The sequence below is a fragment of the Fibrobacter sp. genome, from assembly GCF_045601785.1.
GTDB lineage: Bacteria > Fibrobacterota > Fibrobacteria > Fibrobacterales > Fibrobacteraceae > Fibrobacter.
The window spans coordinates 78,348-91,115 of record NZ_JAZSAF010000086.1 but is presented as its reverse complement, the minus strand read 5'-3'; the positions used below and the strand labels follow the sequence as shown (position 1 = coordinate 91,115).

Below are 12,768 nucleotides of genomic sequence, written 5' to 3'. Positions count from 1 at the left end.
TTTCTTTTTTTATCCGGGGCGGCCTAACCCACGCCACTCCAATCCATTTTTTCTATTTTTTTTGTATGGCTTTTTACTCGAACGAAGTTATTCAGCAGCTCAAGGCCCATGCGGACATCGCATCGGTCATTGAGAACTTTGTACCGCTGAAACGTTCGGGTAACGGACGCTACCTGGGCGTCTGCCCCTTCCACGACGACCGCAGCCCATCGATGAACGTGAACCCGAGCCTCGGCATTTACAAGTGTTTTGCCTGCGGCGCGGGTGGCGACGTGTTCAAGTTTGTACAGGAACACGAAAAGATGGACTTCAAGGGAGCTGTTGAATGGGTCGCCAATTTTACCGGCTTTGCCCTCCCCCAGCTAGGAGCCCCCGAAAGCAACGAAAAAACCGAAGAACGCGCCATGGTCCGCAGGCTAAACGAACTCGCCTGCGAATGGTTCGAACAGGAACTTTCACGTTCTCCCAAGGCACTTGAATACCTTTCAAGCCGACACATTACCGACGAAACTCGCAAGCGATTCCATATCGGATACGCGCCCGACGGACGCGAAGGCTTTATCGGATACGCCGTTAAAAACGGTTTTTCGCCGCTGGACTGCGTGAAGGCGGGGCTTGCGGTCCAAAAGGAAAATGGCGGTATATCGGACAAGTTCCGTGACCGCCTGATGATTGCCATCCAGAATATGTCGGGCATCATCGTTGCATTCGGCGGCCGCGACCTCTCTGGAAAAAGCCACGCCAAGTATATGAACAGCCCCGAAACAGAGCTCTATCTCAAGAGAGACATTCTTTTTGGGCTGTACCATAGCAAACAAAGTATCGCCAAAGAACGCGAAGTAATTATTGTCGAAGGCTACTTTGACATGATCAGCCTTTTTCAGGGGGGCGTCACCAACGTGGTGGCCGCCTCGGGAACCGCCCTAACCGACCTGCACGCAGGTATTCTCGCCCGCTACGCCGAAAAGGCATACCTTGTATTCGACGGTGACGAGGCAGGTAGAAAAGCGACTTTCAACAGCCTCGCTATCGTACTCCCCAAGGGAATCGCGCCACGCATTTTTGCGCTTTCGCGACCAGACGGGACCAAGATCGATCCCGATAACTTTGTAAACGAGTTTGGAGCAGATGCGTTCAGAGAAGCACTCAAGGGATCCGAGGACTGGCTTTCTTACCTGATGCGAATCCGCGACATGGAAAGTCCCGAAGAACGCGCAAAGCTCGTCACCTTCGCGAAGTCGCTCGTCAAGAGTATTCCCGACCACGAACTGCGCAACCAGTACGTGAAATTGATTTCGGAACGATTCAACACGGACCGTTCACTCTCGCAGGTAAAGGCCCTAAAGCCGCAAAAAAGTTTTGATGAACGTCGCCCCGCCCACGGAAACGGCGCACCTAACGCAAACGGCGAAAATGCAGAGGTCATCCCGCAGCTGGAACAGGCGGCGACACTCGACTGGGCAAGCATTCCGCCCATGGAAATCCGTTTTGCAAACTTGATTCTTAGAAACCCAACGCTGATGGAACGCGCCTTGGAATACTTCGACATGGACTGGGCCGCAAGCGGAATCCAGATGTTCGAATCCCCGGTGGTCGAAGAATTCGTGAATTCCGCGATTGCCCTGTACGCCGAAACGGGAGCCATGTCGCCCCAGTTGCTTTACGACAACGTGTCACCCACACTCAAGCTGTTCCTGGAAGGGCTTCCCGACGAGCAATGGAAACCTCCGCAAGAAATCGTAGAATTTTACCAGACGCTCACCGTTCTTTCGACAAAACTCTGCGATCGCCAGAAGCGACTGATTCCGCTGAACAGCAACGAGGCCGTAGCCGTCCGCATGCAAATGTCGAAGTTCACGCAGGGCATGCAGACACTGAACAAGCTTTTCAATGCCGAAAAGATTAACATTGACGCCTTTGCCGACCAAATCGTCCGCAGCAAGGCCCAGCTGATTCTATTCCAAGGAACCATTTCTAGAGCCCCGTTTCCAGAAAATGCAGTTGCTGAAACACCCGCCACAGTCGCGCATGCGGCCCTCTCAATTGCAGTTTCTGCCCCCCAAGCCCCTAGACAGGTTCCCGAACCGCCACAAAATTTCGCTGCGACGGCAGTTCCCGAAAATCCAGAGGACCTTGAGCCCCCAGAAGGGTTTGAGCCGCCGCCACCTGAAGACGACGAAGAATATTCCTATGGTGGCGACGACAACCAAGAAGGCAGCAGCGACGACTTTTACGACGCCGGCTACTAGGATTCGTTCCTTTCATTTTACATCTCTCCCTACATAATTATTGTATATTATGAGTATGAAGACTAAATTTCTTTTTACCGCCTTGACCGCTGTAGCCATGCTTACGGCGTGTTCTGATGACAGCTCCTCGGGCAATCCGGCCGACCCTGCAGCCCAGCCGGGTGCAGACACCACACAGGTCGACCAGCAGCAAACCACTGAAACGAACGATTCGACCCAGACCACCAATCCGGCCGATGTTCAAGGTGAGCCGGTGACAGGTGACTCGACAGCGACCCTTGATCCACCCCCAACAAATCCTGAACAGGGCCAGGTCGATACGACCGCGACTCAACCCGGAATCGATACCAATCCGGGAACACAAGCGAACGGCTGCGCCGAAGGCGAAGTTCCCGTACCAGTCGAATTTCCGATGAATGTGTTTAATGATATCGGCGAAGTCTACAGGTCCATCCAGTGCAACGAAAAGGTCATCTTTATCGTGCGCCATGGCGAACGCGATCGCAAAATTACGAAAGAATCCCAGCTGACAGAAAACGGCATCGAGGAAGCCCAGGCCATGGGCGCTAAGCTCGCCGGTCCGATTGACTTCGTGTTCTACCATTCCGGATTTGTACGCACCTACCAGACCGCATTGAACATTGCAGTCGGACGCGGCCAGTCCCAGATCGTCGACGACACCGTCGCCGTGAATTTTTCAGCAGACACCATCCCCCAGCTTGCTGATGGTTGGTACCTGAAGAACAGCGAGATGCGCGATTCCATCGCAAAAGCCGACTCCCTGAACAATGTCAACCTTGTCTACACCTACTGGATATACGAAGACAAGTATTCTGAAGCATTCTACGACCTAGAAGAGCGCACCCAGGAATTGTTGACGAACTACGTTCTCAAGGACTATGACCAGCTTCCCAAGTACACGCTGATGGCATCGCACGACCAGCTCCTGATGCCGCTTACAGCCTACGCCACACAAAAGCAAATTGACCTCAAGCTGCACGACATCAATTCTCGTCGGTGGATCAATTTCTTAGCGGGTGTCGCAATCATCGTCAACAGCGACAACCAGGTGCGTTTTGTGGCCGTCAAGGGTGGAGACCGCGGAACCACGCGAGATTAAAGCCTCTGTTGAGAATCCATAAACATAAATTTTAGCGCAAAGCGGCTTTTTTAGCCGCTTTTTTGTTTTTTAAGATATTTTTCTTGAAAAAAAGTGGAGATGGTATGCTTGGTAAAGTGAAATTTTTGACAATGGCGTCGATTTTTGGTCTCGGCGTCCTTGTTTCAACTGCAAATGCCGAAAAATACAACTGGGGAAACGTCCGCTTTGATGGCGGCGGATTTGTTTCGGCTGTCATTTTCCACCCAAAGCAAGAAAACCTGCTTTATGCCCGCACCGACGTGGGCGGCATCTACCGCTACGACTTTAAAAACGAGACATGGGCCCCGCTGATGGACTGGATCTCCGAAAACGACAAGGGGCTTTACGGCACAGAAGCGTTCGCGCTCGACCCCACCGACCCCAAGCGCATCTATGTTCTCGCCGGGACCGGCTACTTTAGCAAGGGGCGCACCGCAGTGCTGCGAAGCGAAGACTACGGTGAAACCTGGGACACGAGCTACGTGGAAATGCTCGCCCACGGAAACGGCATGGGCCGCCAAACCGGCGAAAAGCTCGCCGTTGACCCCAATATGCCAAACATCCTTTTCTGCGGCAGCCGCACCAAGGGCCTTTACAAGAGCTCCGACTACGGCAAGACCTGGACAAGTGCTTACCAGGTAGCCCTCTCCAGCGCCACCGAATCCGCATTGAACAACGTAAACGGCATCAGCTTCGTGATGTTCGATGAATCGCAAGGCAAAAACGCAGACGGATCCACCAAGACCATCTACATCGGCATTTCGGAAACCAAGGACAACCTGCAAGTCAGTAACGACGGAGGCAAGACCTGGAAGGCCATTAGCGGAGGTCCCGAAAAGCTGATGCCCCACCGCGCAAAGATTGTGGGCGGCAACATGTACATCACCTACGCCGACGGCCCCGGCCCCCATAGCATCAACAGCGGTGCAGTCTATAAGTACAACATCGCAGGCGGCACGTGGGAAGATATCACCCCGAGCGATTCGGTGACGCACGAGCAGAGCCCCACCACCTACGAGAAGGACTATAGTTCCTACGGAGGCATTTCCATCGACCCGAAGGACCCGAAGCACATCGTGGTCTCGACGCTCGGCAAGTACACCGGGCGCCACCTTGCCAAAGATGCGAACGGCAAGGAACGCGACAACTACGGCGACCGCATCTACACCTCGACAGATGGCGGCAAGAGCTGGATTCACGGACAGCACTATGGCGATGGCGTGAACATCGACGCGAACGGCACCTCCTGGATTCCGGGCAACGCCATCCATTGGGCGGGCTCGCTCGAAATCAACCCGTTCAATAACAAGCAAGCCTGGGTCACCAGCGGCAATGGCATTTTCATGACGGATGACATTACCGCCAAGGTTCCCGTTTGGAAGTTCCAGTCGAAGGGCATCGAAGAAACCGTGCCGCTCGATATCGTGAGCGTTCCTGGCGGACCACTTGTGACCGCCATCGGTGACTATGACGGCGCCGCCTACACGGACATCACCCAAAGTACTCCGCGCCACACGCCCACCATCGGCACCACGCAGAGCATGGCCTATGCACCGCTTTCGGGAACGTTCCTGCGCACCGGCACCATCACCGTCTACGGGCAATACGAAGCGATCAACTACAACGTGATGTACAGAAGCGACGATGCACTCGCCGCCAAATGGGATACCGTCAAGACAACCCTGAAGGGCGCCCAGGGACTCGTCGTACTTTCTGCGGACGGCAAGGTGATACTGCATCGCCCAGACCAGAGCGCAAACGTCTACCGCAGCGACGACAACGGAGCCTCCTGGACCGCCATCGAGACGGGCACACAGACTCAATACTCACGCATCGTCGCTGACCCTGTAGACGCAAATGTTTTCTATGTGATGAATTCCATGGGCACGCTCTACAAGTCAACAGACAAAGGCAAGACATTTGAGGCGCAGACGGCTCGCCTCCAAAACGAGGGCGCAGGTGAATACTACAACGGTGGCGGTCTAATACGCACGGTCTACGGTCGCGAAGGTCACCTGTGGGTCCCGCTCGACCAATCGCAGATGTGGCTTTCCAAGGGCTACAGTGAAAACGGGCTCGCCTACACCGAAGACGGCGGCAAGACCTGGAACAAGTGCGAAGGCGTGAACACGGCGATTGCCGTTGGCATCGGCAAGGCCAAGGAAGGAGCCGACTACGAGACGATATTCATCTGGGGTGTCGCTGGCGGCGCCGAGAACCCGCTGGGAATTTACCGCAGCACAGACAAGGGCAAGACCTGGGAACAGGTGAACGACAACGCACACATGTTCGGTGGTCCCGGCAACGGAAACTTCGTGCAGGGCGACATGAACACCTTCGGTGTCGTCTACATGAGCACCGTGGGCCGCGGACTCATCATCGGAGCCCCCGAAGGCACCATCTTGACCGGACTCAAGCGGGTAAATGTTTCCAGCACGACCTTCATGCAGCTTGAAAAGCGTACGCTCCATGTGAGCGCCCCCGCAAACAGCACCGTCGAAATCTACAGTGTAAACGGCAAGCTCGCCTTGAGCGCCATCATCGAAAGCAACGCCATTAGTTTAAATAAGCTCCCCGTAGGCAAGTACCTGGCCCGCATCAAGGACGCAACCGGGAAGACGCTAAACCAGAAATCCCTGGTGATTCGCTAAAGAGTTCCAAATACACACAAAAAGTCCTCGGCTTCATGCCGGGGACTTTTTAATATTGGGCTTAGCTGAAATCTTTACAGAACTTAGTCTGCATTAATGGTCAATACTTCAGTCGAAGAAGCCCTAAGGTCGACTTCGTCCATTGCATTTTCCATTAGCCAAAGAGTGCCAAAGGACATCTTGATAGAGACTCCTTCCTGCTTGATCACCGGAGTGATCGTAATGTGTTTCTGGCCAAGGCACATGTTATTGATTTTTGCATTCAGGGTAAGAGACGCTCCTGCAATCGACCAGTCACCATAAATAGGATTGCAGTCTACCGTCCTAAGATCTTCTGGGGCACTCATGGGCACATCGAACTGGAATGAACCATCTTCATTGAATGTCATTACACCGGGTGCAGCCGAATAGTTGTAGTTGGTAAGGATATCTCCTGCGCCAGGATTTGCCGGATCTGTACTGATGAGGGCAAGGCCAACCAAGTTCCAGGAACCCTCTAAGCATTCTGCCGAAAGCCCCGCAGCGCAGTCTTCCGCCTTCGAAGACTTGGCACCAGAAGAAGAATCACCGCATGCAGTCAGGGACGCTGCAAGAAGTCCCACAGCAGCAACCGAAAGAAAAATCTTTTTATTCATAAAGAACCTCGAGTTTTCCTTGAATATAAGTAATTATTGTTGTAAAAATCAACAACATATTAAAGTTTACAATCAAAAATCCTCCATAATAATGGATTATTTTTAGCTTGAGGGTAATTTTTCCCATTGTTTGGAGTATATTATGAAGAAAATTCTTTTAGGAGCAGCATTCGCAATGGCTCTCTCTCAAGTAAACGCAGCCCCGGACCCGAACTTCCACATCTATCTCGCCTTTGGCCAGTCCAATATGGAAGGCCAGGGCGATATCGGGCAGCAAGACAAGACGGTTGACGAACGTTTCCAGGTTCTCTGGGCGGCCGACAATGGCTCTTGCTCCGGGAAGACCAAGGGCAAATGGTCTACTGCCGTACCTCCGCTTGCGCACTGTCAGGGTGCAAAGCTTGGCCCCACGGACTATTTTGGTCGTACCATGGTCGAAAAGACGGATTCACAAATCAAGGTGGGGGTTATCGTGGTGGCTGTCGCCGGTTGCAGCATCCAGTTGTTCGACAAGGACTCCTACGCAAATTATGCTAAAACACAGCAGAGCTGGATGACCCAGCGCATTAACGATTATGGAGGAAACCCCTATGGACGCCTGATCGAAATGGCCAAGAAGGCCCAGGAAGAAGGCGTTATCAAGGGTATTATTTTCCACCAGGGCGAAACCGATGCCGGCGATGGCCAGTGGCCTTCCAAGGTCAAGAGGGTCTATGACAACATCATCAAGGACTTGGGCCTCGAAAACGACATTCCGTTCCTTGCGGGCGAAGTGCTGCGCAGCGGTTCAAGCAAGGGCGCGAACAACAACATCGCAAAGCTTCCGCAGCAGTCCAAGAACTTCTACGTGGTGTCATCCGAAGGCTTCAACCAGGCTTTGGGCGACGGCCAGAACGTGCACTTCACCTCGCAGGAATACCGCGACTTCGGCAAGCGCTATGCCGAAAAGATGATCGAGGTCCTGGGCGACAAGCTCAAACCCGTTGCAGAATCGAGTAGCAGCGCGGCAGAATCCAGCAGCAGCGAAGTTGCATCGAGTTCTAGCGAGACCTCCGTCGAAGGATCTTCTTCGTCTGAAAACGGAATGGGCTTCACCCAGGTGGAAAATTTTGCAGGCGGTTCGCTCTCGATTACCAAGACTGGCGATATACAGCTGAGCGTTGCAAAGGCTGGACTGCTCACCGTCAAGGTTTACTCTAGCCTCGGCAAGGAAGTGCTTGATTTGAGCGGCAACTACGCCGGAACCAACACCCTTATGCTTTCAGACAGACTCCCGGCCGGGCGCTACGTAGTCAGTGCCCAAGGCGAGGCTTTCAAGGCCACTAAGCCTGTAATGGTAAAATAGCGACGACCGTCAGGTGGTCGCCCTGCACTTGAAACTTGATTTCGAAGCCGGCGAACCTAATGCCGTAAATGCGGTCGGTGGACCTCTGGTACGCGGGCCGCGGATCTTCGGAAAGCAGCTCTACTAGAGCTGCCTTTTTTTCTGCGGGGAACTTTGCGCAGGAGGCATCGGGCGCAATTTCCGAGCCATCAAGTAACTCCGGCGCTAGATTTTCGGGTGCAAATTCCGTGCCTTCAAGAACTGCTTGCGCCTCGGCGGCAAAATCGACTTGCAGTTTTTTAAAACGGACGGCCTCGGCAAAACCACCGGTGGCCTCGGGCACAGAATCCGAATACGGCAAATAGGGCTTGATGTCTACGATAGGCGTGCCGTCCATCAGGTCGGCGCCGCTGACCGTAATGGAGGGAGCATTCTCCCCCGTCAGGTTGATTTTTTCGATTTTCACGCAACTCATGGCAATCGGATTCGGCCTAAAGCTGCTGCGCGTTGCAAACACACCTAGCCGCGTATTCCCGCCAAGCCTAGGCGGACGCACCGTCGGCTTCCAAGTGTCGCGAACGTTCTCCGAAAATATCCATAAAAGCCACAAGTGACTAAAGCCCTCTAGACCGCGCAGTGCATCGGCATTCCTGTATTCCGGTTCAAAAACGATCGTCGAACGCAGGTTCTTCAGGAGACCACTCTGCCGGGGAATTCCAAACTTATCGTGGAAATCGCTCCGGATGCGAGCCACCACCTTGAAGGTTATTTCATCAAACTGATTCACAACGGATTATATAGAAAAAATAGACAATGCCCAAACATGCCGCCTTTTATACAACTCATTTTTTGAATGCAATATTTCTATATTACGGTCCATGGATATTATCGAATCTTTGAACGCAGCAGGTCAGCAAGATCTGGCCAAGCACCTTGAAACATTGTCGGGAGATGCCCGCAAGAACTTGGAACGCGACATCCAGAGCCAAGACTGGGAAGAACTCAAGGCTCTTTACACAGAAAAGTCCAGTGCTTCACTAGAAGACAACGTGTCGGGCGACTTGAAGCCCATGCCGTTCAAGATTGCCGCAGACGACCTGCGATACGATTTTTGGAAGGAATCAGGTGAAATTCTTTTAGGGAAAGGCCAGGTCGCCGCATTCCTGGTCGCAGGCGGACAGGGATCGCGACTCGGATTCGATGGCCCGAAAGGCATGTTCGATATCGGGCTGCCCAGCCACAAGAGTCTGTTCCAGCTGCAGGCGGAACGCTTGCAGAATCTGGCCGCCCAGGTAGGCCATGCGATTCCGTGGTGCATCATGACAAGCCCACTGAACCACGAAGCGACAGTCAACTTTTTTACCGAGCACAACTTTTTCGGATACGCCCGCGAAAATATCCGATTCTTTGAACAGGGAACCATCTGCGCACTTGATCCGAACGGAAAGGCCGTCGTCGACGAGAACAACCGGCTAGCCCTTGTCCCCGACGGCAACGGAGGCTGCTTCAGGGCGCTCGCCCAGAGCGGAACCCTCGCCTGGTTGATTGAAAAAGGAGTTCGCTACGTATTCCTTTACAGCGTCGACAACGCTCTCTGTCGCATTTGCGATCCGGCTTTCATCGGAGCTCTCGCCAGCGAAGGCCGCAGCATGTCGGCATCCAAGGTGGTGCATAAGGCAGGGCCCAACGAGAAAGTGGGCATCTTTGCGCTGCAGAACAACAAGCCCGGAGTCGTAGAATACAGCGACTTGCCCGAAAGCTTCCGCGACATGACCAACGCCGATGGCACACTCACCTTTGACGGCGGAAACATCGCCATTCACTTGTTCAAAATCGAAGGGCTCCGCAAGCTACAGACAAGCAAACTTCCGTGGCACACCGCCCGCAAAACCGTTTGCGGTATCGAGAAATGCTGGAAGTTTGAGCAGTTTCTCTTTGACGCCTTCCCGCAACTTGGCACGATGATACCCTTTGGTGTTATTCGCGAAGAAGAATTTTCTCCGGTAAAAAATGCCGACGGAAACGATTCGCCGAAGACTGCGCGCACTATGATTGGAAGACTCCATCGCGAATGGCTCCGTAAGGCCCATGTCGAAGTGAAGCCGGGCAAACTATACGAAGTATCGCCCACGCTGAGCTACGCCGGCGAAGGTCTTAGCCGTCGCGTGTTCGAACGTGAACTCGGAAGAAACATTCTGGAATTTGACGAAGAATAGTAGGAAGTAGACTGTAGGAAGTAGGAAGGATCAATGAAGGAAATCAGGTTCGTTCTGTACAAAGCGACATTCCACTTCCTGCTCCGCCTGCCAAACGCTTTCTACGCTACGCTGTTCACACTCGCTTTTCCGATTTACAAGGCGTTACATACCAAGCGCGCCTATGGTCGCGTCGCACGCCACCTGGAAAAAGCGAGGCGGTTTCAAGAGCAATTCGCAAACGGAACGCCGTTTCCGCTGCAGAAAACAACACCGCGTGATGTTTTCAAGGGAATCTTCTGGAACGCGCTAGACTCGTATCGGGGACTCGCCTACTTCAGAAGCGTCGAAGACCGAATCGTCTACGAGAACGAAGAAATCATCCGCGAAGCCGTAAAACTTGGGCCCATCGCCGCCATCAGCATTCACCAGGGAGCATTCGAACTTTTGCACCGCAGCCTTTGCCGCTACAGCGAAAATGTACACCTGATTACCGATTCCGTCGGCGACCAGACTTTTCGTAAAGTGCTCAAGGAGCTTCGCAGCACCCCGCACCTGACCGAATACCACCCCGAAGAAACGGGGAAGCTCATCCGCAATCTGTTTTCGAGAAATGGGAGCTCGAACGGTATTTTGGCAATGGTCGTCGACCAGGGGCGAAACACCAAGGGAAACTCCGTTGAACTTTTCGGACGCAAGAGCACCCTTTACCTGAGGCTCCCGCAAAAGGTAAACCAGATGGGGGCCGGCATCGTCATCTTTAGGACTTGGACCGAAAGCTCTCCCCTGCGCCGCATTATCATCCGATTCGAAAAATATTATCCACCCAAGTCGGATGGGCTCATTGAAGACATCACTAAAGAAATTGAGACATGGATAGCCGAGCACCCTGAACAGTGGAGCTGGAACTATCACCAAAATTTTCGGGAAGCACAAGACTCCCCTAGATAAGCAAAATTAATCGCCGAACAGCGTATCCTTAATGCGCTGCAAAGTCGATTCAGTCTCGCCACTACGAACGACCACCACAATTTTCGATGTGGCATAATTGTCGGTAAAGTTGACTATTTTTCCGCGTTCTTCAGTCACCGAAAAAGCGGCTAGACCAATATCTGCCCTGCCCGAATCCACCGCTCCAATCACTTCGTCAAAGTCGATGTCAATAATTTCGAGCGGACGCTCCATGAAGTTTGCTATGTAGCGGGCAATTTCGATATCTATCCCCTGGGCACCCTTATCGGTACGGAACTCATACGGAGGAAATTCCGCATTGGTCACCACCTTGAGGGCGGGCCCCGTCACTTTGCCCATCTTGATATGATAGGAGCCGTCTCCACCGATATAGGAATTGAAAATGGAATCGTAGACCCCCATGGCTCGCATCTGGATAAGCGCCATGTTTACCGTATCAAGGAGAGCCCAGTTCTGCTTTGCCACAATCCCCGCATAGGATTCTTCCTTGAAAACTTCATTCAAGATGCGAAGGGTTGAATATTTCGCCACATAGACCGCAGCGGGAGCATCGTCGCAAAGGACCGCATCCAGCTCTCCGCGGCGCAGGGCCTGAATAGACTGTTCTAGGGTTTCAAAGGGAACCGTTTCTATCCTGGCGGAATCGGAACCATAATCAGCAGCATAAATTTCGGCAGTTGTGGCGGTCTGGACCCCCACTTTCTTATGAAGCAGATCTTTAATCGAAAATACACGGTTTTCCGGAATTTCTGAATTTTGACACGCCGATAAAAATACTAGGAGCGCCCCCAGCACCCAAAGAGTTTTCATCTTTACAAATACCTCATAAAACACTTACCTTTTTGTCAATATAGAAAAAAGAATTGTATTTACAATTGAATTTTCTTGGCGAAATAGGCAAAATTTTCTAAAAATTCTATCTTTTTACAAAAAAGAGCCAACAATGCCACTCAATCAAGAAGAAGAATTCCAGCTGCAGTGGATCAACAACCACCACATGGAAGACAAGGACGAGCAGGCGCGGAAAGAAGCTGAAGAGCAAGCCGCCGCACGCCCCACGCGGGCCCCGCGCGGACGCAAGATGCGCCGTAACCCGGCCGCCTGGGAACTCCCCGTGCCCGAAGATGAAATCGACCTCCACGGCATGACATCCGACGAGGCGGCCGAAGCTGTAGAACGACGCATCGATGACCTGATGATTGCAGGCCTCAAGATTCTCAGGGTCATCCACGGCGGCGGAAACCCCAGCTACGGCAACGTGAAGCGAATCATCGACCGCAAGGTGCGTTCCGAATGGAGCAACCGCATCCAGCTGTACAAAGTCGAGCCCGACAACGCCGGTTCAAGCATCATGATCCTCGGAAAACCGCGCCCCGCCCAGGCAAAAACCACCAGAAAGCCCGCCAAGAAATAAAAATCCGATTTTTTTCACTTTTTTGCGCCCTTCCCCTTTAAATTCTTCAATTTTTTTTCTATTATTGGACCACCGAACCGGAATATAGCTCAGCCTGGTAGAGCGCTTGCTTCGGGAGCAAGAGGTCGTGAGTTCGAATCTCGCTATTCCGATAAAAACGAAAAGGACACCATTTGGGTGTCCTTTC

Annotated in this window: 10 protein-coding genes and 1 tRNA gene; 8 read left to right on the top strand and 3 right to left on the bottom strand. The window is 52.8% G+C overall.

The features are described from left to right. Nucleotides 1–65 precede the first annotated feature (65 nt). From dnaG to ACKI61_RS14355, 3 genes are all read left to right on the top strand, one after another. A complete protein-coding gene (dnaG, locus tag ACKI61_RS14365; RefSeq protein ID WP_407458350.1) occupies nucleotides 66–2,249 on the top strand; it encodes a DNA primase in 2,184 nt (727 codons plus the stop codon). Nucleotides 2,250–2,304: 55 nt separating this feature from the next. Then, a complete protein-coding gene (locus ACKI61_RS14360; RefSeq protein WP_407458349.1) occupies nucleotides 2,305–3,369 on the top strand; it encodes a histidine phosphatase family protein in 1,065 nt (354 codons plus the stop codon). Nucleotides 3,370–3,500: 131 nt separating this feature from the next. Continuing rightward, on the top strand, nucleotides 3,501–6,041 hold the full coding sequence (locus ACKI61_RS14355) for a VPS10 domain-containing protein (RefSeq protein ID WP_407458348.1): 2,541 nt from the start codon (nucleotides 3,501–3,503) through the stop codon (nucleotides 6,039–6,041). An 83-nt stretch (nucleotides 6,042–6,124) separates the two neighbouring features. On the opposite strand, the gene ACKI61_RS14350 is transcribed toward ACKI61_RS14355, so the two are convergent. Continuing rightward, nucleotides 6,125–6,676 carry a hypothetical protein gene (locus ACKI61_RS14350; RefSeq protein WP_407458347.1) on the bottom strand — a complete coding sequence of 184 codons (552 nt, stop codon included), beginning with the start codon at nucleotides 6,674–6,676 and terminating at the stop codon, nucleotides 6,125–6,127. 142 nt (nucleotides 6,677–6,818) lie between these two features. Between ACKI61_RS14350 and ACKI61_RS14345 the strand changes: the two genes are divergently transcribed. After that, on the top strand, nucleotides 6,819–8,021 hold the full coding sequence (locus tag ACKI61_RS14345; protein ID WP_407458346.1) for a sialate O-acetylesterase: 1,203 nt from the start codon (nucleotides 6,819–6,821) through the stop codon (nucleotides 8,019–8,021). On the opposite strand, the gene tsaA is transcribed toward ACKI61_RS14345, so the two are convergent. Continuing rightward, nucleotides 7,999–8,787 carry a tRNA (N6-threonylcarbamoyladenosine(37)-N6)-methyltransferase TrmO gene (tsaA, locus tag ACKI61_RS14340; protein ID WP_407458345.1) on the bottom strand — a complete coding sequence of 263 codons (789 nt, stop codon included), beginning with the start codon at nucleotides 8,785–8,787 and terminating at the stop codon, nucleotides 7,999–8,001. The genes ACKI61_RS14345 and tsaA overlap by 23 nt on opposite strands. A 91-nt stretch (nucleotides 8,788–8,878) precedes the next feature. On the opposite strand from tsaA, the gene ACKI61_RS14335 reads away from it, so the two are divergent. Together ACKI61_RS14335 and ACKI61_RS14330 are read left to right on the top strand one after the other, a co-directional pair. Further along, on the top strand, nucleotides 8,879–10,216 hold the full coding sequence (locus ACKI61_RS14335) for a UTP--glucose-1-phosphate uridylyltransferase (RefSeq protein ID WP_407458344.1): 1,338 nt from the start codon (nucleotides 8,879–8,881) through the stop codon (nucleotides 10,214–10,216). Nucleotides 10,217–10,249: 33 nt separating this feature from the next. After that, complete coding sequence (locus tag ACKI61_RS14330) at nucleotides 10,250–11,146, top strand: lauroyl acyltransferase (protein WP_407458343.1); 897 nt, start codon at nucleotides 10,250–10,252, stop codon at nucleotides 11,144–11,146. A gap of 6 nt (nucleotides 11,147–11,152) precedes the next feature. Here the strand turns inward: ACKI61_RS14330 and ACKI61_RS14325 are convergent, their stop codons facing one another. After that, nucleotides 11,153–11,977 (bottom strand): transporter substrate-binding domain-containing protein, encoded by an 825-nt coding sequence (locus tag ACKI61_RS14325; protein ID WP_407458342.1) that lies wholly within the window; start codon nucleotides 11,975–11,977, stop codon nucleotides 11,153–11,155. Between the two features lie 133 nt (nucleotides 11,978–12,110). Here ACKI61_RS14325 and ACKI61_RS14320 point away from each other — a divergent pair, with 133 nt between their 5' ends. Continuing rightward, a complete protein-coding gene (locus ACKI61_RS14320) occupies nucleotides 12,111–12,581 on the top strand; it encodes a Smr/MutS family protein (RefSeq protein ID WP_407458341.1) in 471 nt (156 codons plus the stop codon). 78 nt (nucleotides 12,582–12,659) lie between these two features. Beyond that, a tRNA-Pro gene (locus ACKI61_RS14315) sits at nucleotides 12,660–12,733 on the top strand. The last annotated feature ends 35 nt before the right edge of the window (nucleotides 12,734–12,768 follow it).

What these genes read in the sequence shown, in the direction of transcription:
- ACKI61_RS14345 (WP_407458346.1), top strand. Translation starts at nt 6,819, where the DNA reads ATGAAGAAAATTCTTTTAGGAGCAGCATTCGCAATGGCTCTCTCTCAA.
- ACKI61_RS14355 (WP_407458348.1), top strand. Translation starts at nt 3,501, where the DNA reads ATGGCGTCGATTTTTGGTCTCGGCGTCCTTGTTTCAACTGCAAATGCC.
- ACKI61_RS14325 (WP_407458342.1), bottom strand. Translation starts at nt 11,977, where the DNA reads ATGAAAACTCTTTGGGTGCTGGGGGCGCTCCTAGTATTTTTATCGGCG.
- ACKI61_RS14360 (WP_407458349.1), top strand. Translation starts at nt 2,305, where the DNA reads ATGAAGACTAAATTTCTTTTTACCGCCTTGACCGCTGTAGCCATGCTT.
- ACKI61_RS14330 (WP_407458343.1), top strand. Translation starts at nt 10,250, where the DNA reads ATGAAGGAAATCAGGTTCGTTCTGTACAAAGCGACATTCCACTTCCTG.
- ACKI61_RS14350 (WP_407458347.1), bottom strand. Translation starts at nt 6,676, where the DNA reads ATGAATAAAAAGATTTTTCTTTCGGTTGCTGCTGTGGGACTTCTTGCA.
- ACKI61_RS14320 (WP_407458341.1), top strand. Translation starts at nt 12,111, where the DNA reads ATGCCACTCAATCAAGAAGAAGAATTCCAGCTGCAGTGGATCAACAAC.
- dnaG (WP_407458350.1), top strand. Translation starts at nt 66, where the DNA reads ATGGCTTTTTACTCGAACGAAGTTATTCAGCAGCTCAAGGCCCATGCG.
- ACKI61_RS14335 (WP_407458344.1), top strand. Translation starts at nt 8,879, where the DNA reads ATGGATATTATCGAATCTTTGAACGCAGCAGGTCAGCAAGATCTGGCC.